14 protein-coding genes are annotated in these 16,801 nt (G+C 34.0%); 1 reads left to right on the top strand and 13 read right to left on the bottom strand.

What is annotated here, in order from left to right; translation table 11 throughout:
- Window positions 1-59: 59 nt before the first annotated feature.
- The 3 genes from pruA to IWX83_RS02010 form a co-directional block, all read right to left on the bottom strand.
- Complete coding sequence (pruA, locus tag IWX83_RS02020; protein ID WP_196827281.1) at window positions 60-1,688, bottom strand: L-glutamate gamma-semialdehyde dehydrogenase; 1,629 nt, start codon at window positions 1,686-1,688, stop codon at window positions 60-62.
- Between the two features lie 294 nt (window positions 1,689-1,982).
- Window positions 1,983-2,369 (bottom strand): Co2+/Mg2+ efflux protein ApaG, encoded by a 387-nt coding sequence (gene apaG / locus IWX83_RS02015; RefSeq protein WP_073351881.1) that lies wholly within the window; start codon window positions 2,367-2,369, stop codon window positions 1,983-1,985.
- 80 nt (window positions 2,370-2,449) lie between these two features.
- Entirely contained in the window at window positions 2,450-3,715 is a 1,266-nt protein-coding gene (locus IWX83_RS02010; RefSeq protein ID WP_196827279.1) for a DUF5103 domain-containing protein, read from the bottom strand.
- A gap of 166 nt (window positions 3,716-3,881) precedes the next feature.
- Between IWX83_RS02010 and IWX83_RS02005 the strand changes: the two genes are divergently transcribed.
- The gene (locus IWX83_RS02005; RefSeq protein WP_196827277.1) at window positions 3,882-6,692 is read left to right on the top strand and encodes a pitrilysin family protein; all 2,811 of its coding nucleotides are present in this window, start codon (window positions 3,882-3,884) and stop codon (window positions 6,690-6,692) included.
- A 78-nt stretch (window positions 6,693-6,770) separates the two neighbouring features.
- Here IWX83_RS02005 and IWX83_RS02000 read toward each other — a convergent pair whose 3' ends face one another.
- The 10 genes from IWX83_RS02000 to IWX83_RS01955 all read right to left on the bottom strand — a co-directional run bounded on the left by IWX83_RS02000 (window position 6,771) and on the right by IWX83_RS01955 (window position 16,674).
- Window positions 6,771-7,535, bottom strand: a complete 765-nt coding sequence (locus IWX83_RS02000; protein WP_196827275.1) for a class I SAM-dependent methyltransferase — start codon at window positions 7,533-7,535, stop codon at window positions 6,771-6,773.
- Window positions 7,536-7,582: 47 nt separating this feature from the next.
- Window positions 7,583-8,002: a GxxExxY protein gene (locus IWX83_RS01995; protein ID WP_066080079.1), complete on the bottom strand. Its 420-nt coding sequence runs from the start codon at window positions 8,000-8,002 to the stop codon at window positions 7,583-7,585.
- Window positions 8,003-8,088: 86 nt separating this feature from the next.
- Window positions 8,089-8,907, bottom strand: coding sequence for a type I methionyl aminopeptidase (map, locus tag IWX83_RS01990; protein ID WP_196827273.1), 819 nt, complete (start codon window positions 8,905-8,907; stop codon window positions 8,089-8,091).
- 44 nt (window positions 8,908-8,951) lie between these two features.
- Window positions 8,952-10,340: a TolC family protein gene (locus IWX83_RS01985; protein WP_196827271.1), complete on the bottom strand. Its 1,389-nt coding sequence runs from the start codon at window positions 10,338-10,340 to the stop codon at window positions 8,952-8,954.
- The gene (locus IWX83_RS01980) at window positions 10,340-11,686 is read right to left on the bottom strand and encodes an HlyD family secretion protein (protein WP_066080072.1); all 1,347 of its coding nucleotides are present in this window, start codon (window positions 11,684-11,686) and stop codon (window positions 10,340-10,342) included. Before IWX83_RS01980 ends, IWX83_RS01985 begins: the two co-directional genes overlap by 1 nt.
- A gap of 2 nt (window positions 11,687-11,688) precedes the next feature.
- The gene (locus IWX83_RS01975) at window positions 11,689-13,356 is read right to left on the bottom strand and encodes a peptidase domain-containing ABC transporter (protein ID WP_066080069.1); all 1,668 of its coding nucleotides are present in this window, start codon (window positions 13,354-13,356) and stop codon (window positions 11,689-11,691) included.
- 6 nt (window positions 13,357-13,362) lie between these two features.
- Window positions 13,363-14,034, bottom strand: a complete 672-nt coding sequence (locus IWX83_RS01970) for a TetR/AcrR family transcriptional regulator (protein WP_196827269.1) — start codon at window positions 14,032-14,034, stop codon at window positions 13,363-13,365.
- A 111-nt stretch (window positions 14,035-14,145) separates the two neighbouring features.
- Window positions 14,146-14,778, bottom strand: coding sequence for a leucine-rich repeat domain-containing protein (locus IWX83_RS01965; RefSeq protein WP_196827267.1), 633 nt, complete (start codon window positions 14,776-14,778; stop codon window positions 14,146-14,148).
- A gap of 287 nt (window positions 14,779-15,065) precedes the next feature.
- Window positions 15,066-15,848 carry a DUF2490 domain-containing protein gene (locus tag IWX83_RS01960; RefSeq protein WP_196827265.1) on the bottom strand — a complete coding sequence of 261 codons (783 nt, stop codon included), beginning with the start codon at window positions 15,846-15,848 and terminating at the stop codon, window positions 15,066-15,068.
- 61 nt (window positions 15,849-15,909) lie between these two features.
- Complete coding sequence (locus IWX83_RS01955; protein ID WP_196827263.1) at window positions 15,910-16,674, bottom strand: carbonic anhydrase; 765 nt, start codon at window positions 16,672-16,674, stop codon at window positions 15,910-15,912.
- Between the last annotated feature and the right edge of the window lie 127 nt (window positions 16,675-16,801).

Here is a 16,801-nt window from a genome sequence, read left to right as displayed (position 1 = left end):
AACGAATTTGAATCTTGTGGGTTTTTATTTTAGTTTCCCACTTATGGGGTTAGGGGGATTTACTCTCCTAAAAACGGGTATCTGTAATCAACTGGAGTTACAAAAGTTTCTTTGATTGTTCTTGCTGATGTCCAACGCAATAAGTTTTGCATAGATCCTGCTTTGTCATTGGTTCCTGATCCTCTTGCTCCACCAAAGGGTTGCATTCCTACAACCGCTCCTGTAGGTTTGTCATTGATATAGAAGTTACCAGCTGCGTTTTGCAACGCAATAGTAGCCTCTTCAATTGCATAACGATCTTGGCTAAATACCGCACCTGTTAAAGCGTACTCAGAAGTAGTATCAACTAACTTTAGAGTCTCATGCCATTTTGCATCTTCGTATACATAAATAGTAACTACAGGTCCGAATAATTCGGTTTCCATTGTAGTGTATTTTGGGTTTGTAGTTAAGATAACTGTTGGTTCTATGAAATATCCTTTTGATTTATCATAGTTTCCACCAATGATAACTTCGGCATCAGTATCTTTTTTAGCTTGATCAATAAATCGAGCTAATTTATCGAAGGAAGTTTCAGAAATAACAGCAGTAATAAAGTTACTCATGTCTTCTGGCGATCCCATTTTCATTGATTTTAAATCGGCTTCTAATTCTGCTTTTACCGCTGGCCACAAACTTTGTGGAACATAAACACGAGAAGCAGCGCTACATTTTTGACCTTGGTACTCAAAAGCACCACGAGCAATTCCTGTACTTACTTGTTTTGAATTAGCAGATGGGTGTGCAATGATAAAATCTTTTCCACCTGTTTCTCCTACAATTCTTGGGTACGTTTTGTACTTGCTGATGTTGGTTCCAATTTTTGCCCAAATGTCATTAAAAACGCCAGTAGATCCTGTGAAGTGTACTCCTGCAAAATCTGGGCTAGCTAATAAGGTTTCAGTGATCATTCCAGAGTCGCCCATAACCATATTAATTACTCCATTAGGTAATCCTGCTTCTTTAAAAATTTGCATCAATAAATTTGCAGAGTATACTTGTGTTGCTGCTGGTTTCCAAACTACTACATTGCCCATTAAGGCAGCGCTGGTAGGTAAGTTTCCTGCGATGGCAGTAAAGTTGAAGGGCGTAATCGCATAAACAAATCCTTCAAGAGGTCTGTATTCTACACGGTTCCACATGTCTGAAGTAGACTTAGGTTGCTCGCTGTAGATTTGCGTCATGTATTGTACGTTGAAACGTAAAAAGTCAATTAACTCACAAGAAGCATCAATCTCTGCTTGATATACCGTTTTGGATTGCGCAATCATGGTTGCAGCATTAATTTTTGCTCTGTAGGGTCCTGCTAATAATTCAGCTGCTTTTAGGAAAATTCCAGCACGTTGTTCCCATGCCATATTTGCCCAAGCGGTTTTAGCTTGAAGTGCTGTTGCAATCGCGTCTTCAATATGTGATTTTTGAGCTTGGTGGTAGGTTCCAACGATGTGTTTATGATCGTGTGGTGCTGACATTGTTTTAGTATCTCCTGTTCTAACTTCTTGGTTTCCGATATAAAGAGGAACGTCAATTTTAGAATTCCACATTGCTGCGTAGGCCGCATCAACTGCTGCTCTTTCGGGAGAGTTTGGTGCGTAGCTCTTTACAGGCTCGTTTACTGCTTTTGGTACGTGAAAAAATCCTTTTAACATATTTTTAAAATTATAAAATTAGAAAATGGGTGTTGTGTCTTTGTAACTAAAGCACAAAAGTACGAAGGTTTCTTTAAAGAAATGATATTTTCGAGCTAAACTAAAGGCGATAAAAAGGAATAGTCGTGTGGTAGCCCTGATAACAATGGAAAGCTTTTTGTGGTCTCATTATATTTTTTCTTGTGAAATAAGAGCGACTTTAGAAGCTCCTTATTTTACTTAGAAAAAAATAAAGGAGAGTACAAAAACTTGAAATGGATAGCAGGATAGGCTCAAAAGGAAACTATTAAAAAGCTAGTTTAACGCGAATGGTGCGCACAACCTGAAAGTAGGTACAATCACTTTGAAGTTTCTTGTTGTGGTAAAATTAATCATATTAAAATGGCCTTTCATAGCGCCATAAGGGGATGATAGTAAACAACCAGAACTGTATGTATGCAATTCTCCTGGTTTTAATACTGGTTTTTTGCCAATTACTCCCTCGCCATCGACCATTTCTATTTCATTTAAAGAATCGAAAATTTCCCAATGACGTGAAATTAATTGAACAGAATCCTTACTGTGATTTTCAATTGTGATTACGTAACTAAAGGCAAAGTGAATCTTGTAGTTCTTGAAGTAGGTGCCTTCAAAACTAGTCAATACCGATATTTTTATGCCTCTTGTTATTTGAGAAACCATATTATGTGGATGAAGGGGTGTTTAATAAGGTCAAATTTACAAAAAATTGATTTCGTTTTACAAAAATTAAATAAGTTTTTTTAGTTAATTATATTTAAAGAATTTGCCATTCCTCTGCCTACAATTCGGTCGTAACGATGAATGCTTTCTCTGTAATAAACTAGAATAGTGTAGTCGTTTTCAGTCTGATAAAAATTGCCATCAATTGCATTTTCAGAATCAATAACTCCTTTGTCATCAGCAACTACATACTGGAAGTTTGTGAACCCCTGTTTGATTAAAATTGCCTTTTCATAAATTCCTTTTTGCGGATTATAATCCATTTTGTAGGCGGGAGTATTATTGTAATTATTGAACATTCCAGTGACATAAATGTTTTTATTTAATCTGAAAGTAGGAGCCGAAAGACTGAAATAAACCCAAGCATAATCCGCTTCTATTTCACTGTTAGCCGCATTTATATTTTTGACGACAAAGTCGCCATTGACATCTTGGGTAAATACATACGGAAAATTAGTTCTGGCCGCGCTAGTGTATAAATGGGATCCATAGATTGGAGTATTAGAATCGATGCGAGCGACATTATTACTTGCAGCTCTGATTTCTTTATTTTCGAAAAATAAAAATTCGTTTCCAGCCCAAAACTGAGTTTCAGAATCGTATTTGTAAATCAAATCATTTCCAATGGTATATTGTGGAATTATATTTTTTATAGGACTATTCAGTTGGCCGTTTTGAAGTAAAAGGACTTTTACATTTCGTAACGGATTTTGAAAAGTAATGGTGTTGGATCTAATGGTAAAATCTAAATTTTGTTTGGATTCAATATTACTAACTGTTCGTGCTCGTTTTACTTGGATGGGAACGGTAACTAGATCTTCATAAAGAATGAATTTTCTAGAGAACACAACTTCTCTATTTTCATCTAAAATTTTAAGCATGTAATTTCCGCTGATTTTTAACTGTTGGGTAAACTGATTGGGAATTGCTAATTTGTAATGGGAATAGATTTGTAAGGTATTAAAGGAGTTGGTGTAATCTTGAATTCTTTGGTTGTCAAACCCTTCTAAATATTCATTTTTAGGTATTTCGGTAGGATTCCAGTTGTAATTGTAATGAATAATTTCGTAGTAATAATTAGCTTCATTGCCAAAAAGATCATCAAATTGCAATTGAAATCCTTCTCCTAATTTTACAATTGGTATTATATTTTTATCATTTTGTACAAATGAGATGGTTTTAATATTAAAGGGAGGTGCCACTTCTTTTTCTGCTTGCGCAAAAGCGGTACGGGTCAGAAATACAACAGAAAAAAGGAGTACTTTTTTGAAAAAGAATTGTGTCATTTTGCAGTGCTTAAGATTCGGTAAATATAAGGAATACTCCTGTTTTTAATTTATTTATTTATTTTCAAAAAAGTTATTTTTCGTGTGTAATTTCTGTTAATTAAAATACAATATTGTTAGATATTAAGAGTAATCGTATTATTTTTACTTCAAACAAACAAACCTTATGAAAAAAATTAACAATTTAGTATTTGGAATAATGCTGTTTCCTTTAGCTGTTTTCGCACAGCAAATGGATTATTCGAAGGCAATTCCTTTTGATTCTAGTGTCAAAACAGGCAAGCTTGAAAACGGCTTAACGTATTACATCAAGAAAAATGCCAAACCAGAAAATAAAGTAGATCTTCGTTTGGTGGTGAATGCTGGTTCTATTCTTGAAGCCGATGACCAACAAGGATTAGCGCACTTTATGGAGCACATGTGTTTTAATGGAACCAAGCGTTTTCCAAAAAATCAGTTGGTTGATTATTTACAAAGTATAGGAGTGAAGTTTGGACAACATTTGAATGCGTACACTAGTTTTGATGAGACAGTTTATTTTTTACCAATTCCATCAGACGATCCTGAAAAATTAGAGAAAGGATTCCAAATTATAGAAGACTGGGCGTTCAATACGGTTTTGACTCCAGAAGAAATTGACAAAGAAAGAGGCGTAGTCTTAGAAGAATATAGATTGGGATTAGGAGCAGGAAAAAGAATGCAAGGACGCTATATTTCAAAAATGATGCATGATTCTCATTATGCGGAGCGTTTGCCAATAGGTCAAAAAGAAGTTCTAGAAAAATTCAAGTACCAATCGCTAATTGATTTTTACAAAGATTGGTACCGACCTAATTTGATGAGTGTAATTGTGGTAGGTGATATTGATATGGCCGAAATGGAGCAAAAAATTATTTCGCACTTCTCCACTTATAAAAATCCAGCTAAGGAAAAACCAAGAAAGATTTACGATGTGCCCAATCACAAAGAAACTTTTGTAGCTGTCGAAAGTGATAAAGAAGCTTCAAGCGCGCAAGTACAATTGCTTTATAAAGATTACGGAGCTCCAAAGCAAGTGGTAACAGTAGGGGATTTTAAAAACTCTTTGGTTGAGGGATTATTCTCGACATTATTGAACACGCGATTAGATGAACTTACAAACTCAGCTACACCTCCCTTTACTTATGGATATTCATACTACGGAGGCACTTTTGCCAGAAATAAAAAAGGATATCAATCTGTGGCAATGTCTCAAGAGGACAAACAACTAAGCGCCTTGAAAGTTTTAGTAACAGAGAATGAAAGAGCCAAGAAATTTGGATTTACGCAAGGCGAGTTAGAGCGTGCGAAATTAGAGTTTCTTGCCTCTATAGAAAAAGCATACAATGATAGAGAAAAAACAAATTCAGTGAATTTTGTAGGGGAGTATCAAGCTAATTTTTTAGAAAAAGAACCAGTTCCTGGAATTGAATGGACGTACCAAACGATGAAACAGGTTATGCCTTTGATTACTTTAAAGGACGTAAATAGTTTAATTAAAGATTATGTGAAAGAAGACAACCGTGTCATTATTCTTACTGGTCCTGAAAAAGAAGGTCTGAAAAAAGTGACAGAACAACAAGTTCTTGATGCTTTGAAAGTAAATGCCGAGGATCTTAAGCCTTATGAAGATGCTGCCGTTGCAACAAGTTTGATACGAAACGAAGTAAAACCCGGTACTATTGTTAGCCGTGAGAACAATGCTAAAATTGGTACAAAGACACTAGTCTTATCTAATGGTGTGAAAGTGACGTATAAGAATACAGATTTCAAAAATGATGAAGTTCTTTTTGAAGCAGTGAGTCTTGGAGGAACTAATTTATACTCTAATGAGGATATGAAAAAAGTTCAATTTGCCAATGGCGCTTTATCAGAGGCCGGATTCTCAGGACTAAAATTGAATGATATTAATAAATTTATGACGGGTAAAATAGCGCGTGTAAATCCATATATTGGAAATACAACAGAAGGTTTACGTGGAAATGCTACTCCAAAGGATTTAGAATATCTTTTCCAAATGACGCATGCTTATTTCACAGATTTGAATATGGATGTGACTGCTTTTGATGGTTACAAACAAAAACAGGCTTCTTTCTTTAATAATATGGCTTCGACTCCTTCATTTTATTTTCAGCAAGAGTTTTATTCGTATTTAAATAAAGAAAATCCAAGATTTAACGGGTTGATTCCTAATGAAAAAACATGGGGAGAAACGGATTATGCATTAGCCTATAAGAAATACAAAGAGCGTTTTGCGAATGCGGCTGATTTTGAGTTTTACTTTGTAGGTAATATTGATGATAAAGCGATGGAAGGGTATGCAGTTAAGTATTTAGCCTCTTTACCTGCTACTGACAAAAAAGAAAAAGCAGTAGATTTAGGATATAGAATGCTAAAGGGGGATCTAAAAAAAGTAGTTAATAAAGGAACAGATCCTAAGAGTACTGTCACTATTATGTATTATGGTGATGCAACATATTCCGCTAAAGATGCGATGAGCATGCAAGCATTAGGAGAAGTTTTGACCATAAAATTGATCGAACAATTACGTGAAAACGAAAGCGGTGTTTATGGTGTTTCTGCAAGAGGGAGTTTGAGTAAAATTCCAAATGGATCCTATAATTTTACGATTGGTTTTCCTTGCGGACCAGACAATGCGGAAAAATTGACTGCTTCTGCTTTAAAAGAATTGCAAAACATTATTGATAATGGTCCGGATGAAAAAGATGTAGCTAAATTCAAGGAAGGTGAATTGGCTGATTTTAGAAAAGACAGTAAAGAAAACAGGTATTGGTTGTCTAATTTCACAAGGTCATACACGAATGGCAACAGTCCAGAAGATGTATTGAAATTTGAAGAAATGGTCAATGCAGTTACTGCTAAGGATCTTCAGAATATTGCAAAAAAATATCTTACTAAAGATAAGGTAATTGGAATGTTGATGCCGGAAAAAAAATAAACCGACACATTATGAAACTAAAAACCTGCTAAAATGGACTTTAGCAGGTTTTTTTATGTTGTAAATTTCTGGGTTGAATTATTTAAAACAAACAGGAATAATTTCCCCTTTTGCCAAACAATATTTTTCTACTAATTCAGGGGCGATTTTGTTGGTGTAATCTTCTTCAATTACTTTAAACCCTATGCTGCGTAATTTGTCAAAATAATCAAAGCCGTAAATACGAACGTGATCGTATTGCCCAAAGATTTTAGCGCGTTCTTTTTGGTCTGTAATAGAATCATCTGCAAATGTTACGGCTCTTTTTAGATCCTGAGGAATTTGCAAAATTGCCATTCCACCCGGTTTTAATACGCGATACAATTCTTGCATGGCTTTAGTATCATCTGGAATGTGTTCCAAAACGTGGTTGCAAAGAATAACGTCGTATTGATTGTCATCAAAAGGCAAATTACAAATATCAGCCTTCACGTCCGCCAAGGGCGAAAATAAATCGGTTGTGGTGTAGTCTAGGTTTTTCTGGTTTCGAAACAATTTATAAAAAGCTTGTTCCGGTGCAAAGTGCAAGACTTTTTTCGGAGCCGTAAAAAAATCGGTTTCTTCATTTAAATACAACCAAAGCAATCGGTGTCTTTCCAGTGAAAGTGTACTTGGCGAAAGCACGTTATTGCGTTGTGTTTCGTATCCATAAGGCAACATCGATTTGAAACTTTTTCCGTCAATAGGATCAGCGAATTTTGTTCCTTTTAAAGTAAAGGCAATAATAGGACGGGCTACATAACTCAGCCTGATTAATAAAGGACGAGGAATAGTATTGAGTATTAATTTAAAAAGTTTTTTCATATTTGTTTCACAGAGATTCACAAAGAAGGCTCAAAGATTCGCTAAGTTTATCTTTTGGAATCTGAAGGCGTATTTATAAATCTTTTTATGTTGTTTTTTAAAATTGTACTATTGTAATTTATTAATAATCCTAGAGGATAATTGCCAAGTTTTAAATACGTTAGTATTTGAGCGAAATGTACGGCAGTATAATTTTCTACTGTTTTTAATTCGATTACTAATTTGTCCTCAACAAGTAAGTCTATTCTATATCCTTGGTCAAGTCTGATTTCTTTATATTTTATTGGAAGTGTTATTTCTTTTTCAACTTTAAAGCCTGCATTTTGAAGTTCATAAAAAAGACATGTTTGGTAAGCAGATTCTAAAAGACCCGGACCCAATTGTCGATGTACTTCAATGGCTAATCCAATTACTTGATAAGAAAGTGCATTTAAATCATCGCTTAAGTCATTATCTTTATTTTCCATTTTCTTCGATGCTAAAAATACTAAAAAACTTTACTTAAAACCTTTGCGAATCTCTGGGTATCCTTTGCGAATCTTTGTGTAATAACTTAGATTACCAGCGGTACTCTTCTAAACTCATCCTCTTCAGTACTCACAATTCCTAATGCTTTATACACATACGCAAAAGTCGATAAGATCTCTGGTTTTCCATCAATAATAGCAACATCATGCTCAAAATGAGCAGATGGTTTTCCATCAGCGGTGGTAATAGTCCAGCCGTCTTTGTGTTGTTTGATATTTCTAGTTCCTTGGTTGATCATTGGTTCAATAGCGACCACCATGCCTTCTAAAAAAAGTTTTCCTCTTCCTTTTTTACCATAATTAGGCATTTCAGGGTCTTCGTGCATTTTTTGACCCACGCCGTGACCTACAAGTTCCCGTACCACGCCGTAACCATGAGCTTCAGTATATTTTTGAATTGCATTTCCTACGTCCTCAACACGATTTCCTAATCGCAGTTCACGGATTCCTACATATAGTGATTCCTTTGTGATCTGCAATAATTTTTTAGTTTCTGGAGCCACTTCACCTATTTCAAAAGAATACGCATGGTCACCATGGTATCCGTTTTTGTAAGCGCCACAATCGACAGAGATCACATCGCCACTTTCTAATGGTTTATTATTTGGAATTCCATGCACCACTTGTGCGTTTGGACTCATACAAAGGGAGTTTGGGAATCCATATAAACCAAGAAAACTAGGCTCTGCGCCATGGTCACGAATGAATTCCTCCGCTAATTTGTCCAGATATAAAGTGGTAACTCCTTCTTTTATTTCAGAAGCAATCATTCCTAATGTTTTTGATACGATTAATGCACTTTCACGCATCAACTCTATTTCTTCACGGGATTTTACAATAATCATAATTTCGAATTTTCAGGGTGCAAAAATACAATTTTATAAATTAGTTAATCCGGATTAGCCATTATTTTAAAAAGTTCGGAATTGGAAATGTAAAATCGGTTCTCCAAAGCTATTTTTGAAAGACGCGCAATCACTAAATTATTCTCTCGGGTATTGATTAAAAATAAGGAGCTTTCGCCAAAAGAAAATAAGCGTTCCTCTGAATTTAACATCGTGAGATTGTCTTGGACTAAAGCTTTGATTAATTCTTTTTGCCTCAAAAGCGATTCAATTTCCATTTTCTGGGCATTGATTTTATTGGTCAACTGCACTCTTTCTAGATCCAATGCAAATTCAGTTTCCTGCACCTTAAACTTTGCTAATTTCAAACTTCCGCGTTCTTTTCGTAGAAATAACGGAAAGTAAAAATCCAATCCAATTTTATAATCTTGAAATTGGTAATTGTCAATATAGCTAGGTTCTGATATGTAAGAATATCCAACGTCAATTTTTGGTAAAAGCATGTTGGCTTTTAACTTTTTTTCCACGTTTAGCATATCAATTTTACTTTGCAACGCATTGATTTTGGGATGGTTGGTAATAGAGAAATCAGCATTTAGCAAATCATTCGTTTTTAAACTTTCTTGTATCGTGAATTCTAGTTGTATTTCTGGAATCAGTTCGTCAGATAATTCAAGTGGAATATTGTTTTCTAACCAAAGGAAATTAGACAGTTCCAATTTGGCTTTAGCCAATTTGAGCTCCGAATCTTCTAAGTTCAATATTCTGTTCTTGACAATAATCCCAGCTTCAACACTGTCAATTGATGGTTTGTCTCCTTGCTTGATTAATGACTGTATTCCTTTGAATCTTATTTGCGCATTACTATTGTACTCTTGATACAATTGCACTTCATTGAAATTTTTCTTCCAATTAAAATATGCCAAAGAGGCGTCATACAAAACAGCAATAGCTTGCAATTTTCGTTCTGCTTGACTCAGTTGTATTTGCATTTTTGCTTTTCGAACATCGGCCATTCTTTGATTGATAAACAGTCCTTGACCTAGCGGGACTGTTATGCCAAGCGATGTCAATCCTTGATTAGGAACTGTGTTTTCAGGATTTAAATAAATACCCTCGTTGTTGTCAAAGCCTGCCTTTATTTCGATTCCATACCAAGTTGGAATTTTGAAACTGCTGTTTAAGATTGAATAATATTCTTTGTCTTTGAATTGTTTTTGGCTAAAGTCGACCTCAATTTTTGGATCAAATCCACCTCGGGCCATCATCAAGTTAGCTTGTGCCTTATTGATTTCTAAATTGGCGCTTTTAACCAGTGGATGGTATTTCTTGACATAACCTAGAAACTCAGTGTAGGTGAATTCTTTTGAGGGACTATTTTGCGCTGTGGCAGCAAACCCAAAGAATAAAAACGCTATAAATACTTGTTTCATTACTTCTTTTCTTTTGTAGTTTTACTAATGGGTTTGTAATAATTTGGCGGAAAGCCGTTTAAGACTCTCCATAATTCAAACCACACAGGAACGTTGTTTAATAAAGCTATAGTTTGTGCACCGGCCCCTATGCTTAGTTGTTTTGGCCACTGATCTTCGCTTTTGTCTGGTGCTATTAATACGCGGTATTTACCGTTTTCACTGATGAAATTTTCAATGGCAACTATTTCACCACCAAAAGTTCCATAAGACATATTTGGCCAGCCTGAAAATACGATTGTAGGCCAACCATCAAACCAAACTCTGACTTTTTCTCCTTTAATTAACAAAGGCAAATCAATTGGATTTACAAAAGTTTCTACGGCAATATCATAATCGGACGGCATGATGGTTGCTATAGGTGTTCCTTCCTTAATGGTTTCTCCAATACCGGATTGTAGCGCTCTATTGACATACCCGTTTTGTGATGCTTTAATGTAATACATTCCATTTCTAATGCTATAATTAGCATACTGATTTTCGAGTTTATTCACTTGAGCATCCGTATCGAATTGACTGCTTAACGCGGTAAATTTATCACTATTGGCTTTTGAAACTTTCTCTGCATACTCTGCGCTTATCCTATTTATTTCAACTTTAGCATTGATTAATTCGTTTTTGCTGGTTAAAAATTTATTTTCCTGAGTAATAATTTTAGCTTCTACTTCCTGTAATTTCAGTCTTTTTTCTTCAATGTCTGTCAGTGGTTTTAACCCTTCTTTATTCAGCTCAACGGAACGATTGTATTGCGTGTTCGCTATTTTTAGCTGTGTTTTTACAGCAACTAAATCCATACTATCACTCTTTATTTTTAAAAATGATTGTTTGATTTTGTTTCGTCCTTGTTCCAGTTTTAAGACTTTTTCCTGTTCGATGGCTTGAATTTGCCCCGTTAAAGTACTTACTTTAGACCCATAAGATTGCAACGATTGTTTCTTGGCATCTATTTGTCTCTTGGTGTTTTGTACTAAGTTAGGATCCATATAATCTTCTTTTATTTCCGAGATAAAGACAATGGTGTCCCCTTTTTTTACAAAATCACCTTCTTGTACATACCATTTTTCAAGTCTACCAGAGATTACACTTTGAATCGATTGTGGTCTTTGATTTGGTTTCAGTGTAGTTACGCTTCCAGTTCCGGAAATATTTTGTGTCCAAGGTAGAAATAGTCCCACTACAGCCACAATAGATACACCTGCTATTATTTTATTTAAAATTTTATAATGAGGTCTATTCGTAAGGTTTTTAACAGTGTCGAAGCGGTCAAGAGCCTGTAGTTTAGTTTTGTTATAGGATATGTTTAGCATGGCTAATTATTTTTTAAATCAAGTTGAATTGCCCCATTTTGCATGGTGATGCTTCGAGTACATTTGGTTTTCCAATATGGATTCTTTGAAGAAACGATGATTGTCCATTTGTGTTTTTCCGAAGTGATGAAATCAATAACTTGATTCGCCACTTTATCATCCATTTTATCTGTTGGATCTTCGTAGAAGAGTACTTTCGGATTGTGAAGAATACTGCGTGCTAACAATACTTTTTGAGCATTAGAAGAGGACAATTGTTTTCCTTCGGGAAAAATATGGGTCTCGAGACCTTTTGGCAATGATTTAACAAAGGACGAAAGTTGGACTCCGTCAAGAACTGTTTTTAAATCTTCAGTGTTTAAAGCAGTGTCATTAAAAGTTATGTTGTCTAATAGCGTTCCTTCAAATGGCGTTTCGCCATAGATAATACTTCCAATTTGGGAACGGTATTGCTTCAAGTTTATTTTTTTGAAGGTATCATCATTAATAAAAAAAGAACCAGATGTGGGTTGTAACAAACCGGATAATATTCGAATGAGTGTTGTTTTTCCAGAGCCATTTTCTCCTTCGATTGTAATTCTTTCTCCTTGCTGGATTTTTAAGGTTAGCGCATTTAATATTTGTCCGGGGGAATCAGGGAATTTAAAGCTAAGGTTTTCTATTTCTAATGAAATATTAGCATAACACGTATCACTTTTAAAAGAGGCTTCCTCTTCTAATTCTAGATCCGTTACTTGGCCTATTTTTTCAATGGAGGTGAGTACATCGTAGAATGTTTCTAGTCCAACTATTATTTTTTCGACCGAATTGATAACCATTAAAATAATGATTTCTGCAGCCACAAATTGTCCAATATTCATTTGTTGTGACAAAACTAAAAAACCACCCATCGCCAGTAAACTCGCAGTTATAACCATTTTAAAAATAATCAATTGCGTGAACTGTCTTTTGATTACATTAAAATGTTTTTCTCTATTAGTTAAATAATCTGCAACTAGATTGTTGTTTTTTTGCAAGCCATAATTATAGTGGAAGTCATTTTTGAAACTAAAATTGTTTCGCGCCATTTCTTGCAACCATCCAGCGACTTTGTATTTAAATTTAGATTCTTTCAAGCTCGTTTCTAGTCCAGATTTAAAAGAGAATTTAAAAATAAAATACAAAAGAAAAAACAATAAAATTCCAAATACTATAAAGTAAGGATGGTACAACGACAATAAGAGCAAACCGAAGACTATTTGCAATAATGCTGCCGAAAAATCGATTAATAATTTTGAAGTTCCTTTTTGAATGGTCATCGTATCAAAAAAACGATTGGCTAATTCTGGAGGATAGCTATTGTACAACTCCTCCATTTTTATTTTTGGCAAACGAGCAGCGAATTCAAATGAAGAGCGAACAAATATTTTTTGTTGTAAGTTTTCTGTGATTCGCAATTGCATCAGTGATAAGACTCCAACTAATGCTACGCCAAAAACCACTAAGACAATTAAAACGATCCATGAAGCGCTGACTCTTCCTGATTGAATCAAGTTTGTGATTGCTTGAATTCCTAATGGCAACGATAAACTGACTAATCCTGCAAAAATGGCGTAGAAAAATATTTGATAAACATCTTTTCTGTCTAAAGCGAGTAAGTTGTAAAATCTCTGTAATGGCGTGTTTTTCATTGTATATTATTTTGTAATTTTTTGAACTAAATCAATGTAGAAATCAGTTGGAGAAATAGTTTCATTACAATTGGTTATCGTTTTTAAATGATTTTTTAAAAAATGTTGATGCAAAGCACCTTCCACGATGGATGAAGCTAAACTTTTAGCAAATTTATAGTCAGGATTTACTGCTACTATCATTTCGACAATTCTATTTATAACTCTTTTGTAAACTAGGAAAACACCCTCTTTATTTTCTTCATCTACCTCCTTAGTTAAAATTGTTTTGGTAAATTCTGAAATTATGATTTTGTTTAAAATAGCTTCGTTTATGTGTGCTGTAGAGGAATCATCCTCTATTTTCTCTGTTACGATGGTAATTGCTTTTTTTAATTTTTCTATCGGAACGGGTAGATTATTTGTAGCGAAAACTAATCGGTATTCTATCCAACCCCAATACCAAGAAGATAAATATAACATTAATTTATGTTTACTTTCAAAATACCTATAAATCGAACTTTCGTTCGAACCGATACTTTCACCTAATTTTTTAAAAGTAAAGCTTTCAAAACCAATTTGGTCAATCATTAAGATACTATGTTCAATAATTTTCTTGCCTAAAGGAGAAGTTTCAGGATTCTTCACATAAAGGGTGTCGTTGACAGTAATTGTAATATTTGATAATATAGAGTTCATATTTAATAATTTTAATAAGATGCTGCAGGTTGGAAATTCGCTTTAATTTTTTGTTATTGACGATAAAGTCAAGTGCACTTAAAAATTAAATCACTCATTTGTATTTCTCTATTAAAAATTAATTTTCAAACCAAAGTTTAAATTTTTCATATCTTGAAGTTCTGGTTTTATTTTGTTATCCTTTAAATCTAGATACTTTAAATGGTCTAATGGTTTTAGTACAGGTATCGTTTTTAAGTCATTATTGTTCAAGTATAAATATTCTAAATTTTTAAAAGCTAATAGTTCACTTGGAAGTGATTTTAAGTGGTCGTTTTCTAAGTGTAACGATTTTAAATTGGGTAATTTAGCTAAAAGAGTTAGCGTCTTAGGTAAGTCCATGTTTTTTTCATCATTTAAAAAGATCTCTTCTAATTTAGTCAAATTTGAAAACTCGCTTGGTAATTTGCTAAAATCATTTCCGCTCAAATCGATTATTTTTAATGATTTTAGTCTTGTAATTCCTGTTGGGATCTCTTTTAAATGATCGTTTTTAAGATTAAGATATTCAAGGTTAATAAACTTTGACCAATCAATATCCGTTAGTTTTAGGGTTTGATTACTCAAGTTGAGTTTAAAAATCATTTCAGGGTTTTTTAAGGCTTCTTCAATATTATTGTATTCTTTATTGCGATCAAACTTAATTTGACCAAACAGTGCATTTGTACCAACAAGTAAAAATGCCAAAATTAAGTTCTTTTTCATTTTCTATATTTTTTTTAAATTAGTCGCAAATATAATAGTATTACTATTAATAATGAAGTTTTATTTTAGATAATATGTTTCTGCTTTTGATTTTCTGCTCTTTTTTCTATTGAGTTTACAATCCCAACGTTACTTTTAAAAATAGATCTAAGTGTTTGCGTTTATTATAATGATCTATTATCCATCAATAATGAGCGGAGTGCTTTCCCTTCGTTCCCGCTTTTGTTTTTTTGTATTTTAAGGAATTCTATCTTGGTGCCAAACAGAAAAATCATGTTTATGTGCCATTAGTTCGTATTTTTCTTCTTAGTAAAATCTAAATTTACGAGCGTGTTTACGATCAATCCATTGTTATTTTGAAAAACGTTCTTTTGTTCAATTTCTCTTCCAAGTTGTACTCTTTGGTTTAAATAGCCGCCTTCAATCCTGAAAGTATTGTTAAACCTATAGCCGAGCAGCAGTCCAATTCGATTTTGATCAAATATATTTTCGTTTACATTTTTGCCAAATCCAATTAGGATTTCGTTATAAGCTGCCAAATAAGGTGTTTTATTTGTAATTTCAGCTCCTTTTAATGGCATTTGTACTCTAAAAAGATACCTAAAACGATTTAATAATAAGTAATCATCCTCAACAGTTAGGGCTGGATTTGTATACCTTCCCACAAATCGTTGTTCTAACATAAAACGATGTGATACTTCAAATTTTGAAATTTTATCAGTTAAAGTAGCCATTTGAAAAATTCTATGTTCCGTAAAATCCTTCCCTTGACCATTAATGGCATAGTCACCATAAGGATATGTTTCTATCCATGCGTAACCCAGCCGCAATTGTAACTTTGGATTAGCTTGATAGTTTAATCCAACTCGCAAGAGCCCTTGTTGTTTGTCCGTAATATAATGGTCTCGGCGCCATTGATATTCGGAGTGTATGCTGTATTTTTCAGCGATTTTAAAAGTTCCAAAATAATTATACCAACCTATTTTATTGTGGTCTTGTAATCTCGTGTTCTGTGAATAAGCATTGTTTAAAAACAGTATGATTATGAAGAGGGACAGTAGTTTTCTCATGGTTTAATTTAGTTGTAACCATGCTAAAACATAAATTCAGCATGGTTTTAGTACTATATAGCTACTTTTTTAGCGGTAAATTAAGAAGTGTTTCTTGCAAAAACTCTACTTTTCCGGTTTGTATATCGTAGACTGCGCCAACAATTAATATTTCACCATTCACGTATTTTTTATGCAAAATAGGTTCTAAGTCTCGCAAGTTATAAACTTGATCAATAACGTTTTGTCTTACAGCATTATTTACGGGATCACCGGGTAAATGTGCACATTTAGCTACTGCTGGTTTTATTTCATTAATCAATGTTACAATGTGGCCAGGAACATCTTCCGGTCGCTCTACTGCAGCTGCTACTGCGCCGCATTCCGTATGTCCTAGAACAACAATTAACTTGGTTTTTAATTTGAGCGTAGCAAACTCCATACTGCCGTAGGAAGCAGCTGCCGAAACTTGACCTGCAGTCCTAATGATAAATAAATCTCCTAAACCTTGATCAAAAATCATTTCGTTAGGAACTCTTGAGTCTGAACAACCAACTATTGTTGCAAAGGGTGCTTGTCCACTTTCAAGTTTTTTTATCGTTACCATATCCTGCCTAGGCTTTAAGCTTTTTCCTTCTACAAAACGTTTATTGCCGCCAATTAATTTTTTTAAAGCTATTTTTGGATCAGCATAAGCGGAATCTCTATCCACTAGGTAATGTTCTCTGCTCCATTGCATGGAATCGACTGCAACTTTTTTTCCTCTGTTTTTTACACTTTTCTTTTCTTGTGAATAGGAGATTGTTCCTATACAAAAGCACACTAAAAATAAAATTACTTTTTTCATGATTTTTAATTATTAGAGTTAAACATTTGAATTTGAAACAAAAATAATTAAAAATAATAGCATTACTATCGATTATGAAATTTTAACTTTTATTTATAAAAAAAAGCCACTCGATTTGGAATGGCTT

This window comes from Flavobacterium sp. CG_9.1 (assembly GCF_015751645.1).
Classification (GTDB): domain Bacteria; phylum Bacteroidota; class Bacteroidia; order Flavobacteriales; family Flavobacteriaceae; genus Flavobacterium; species Flavobacterium xanthum.
This window is presented reverse-complemented; position numbering and strand designations above follow the sequence as displayed.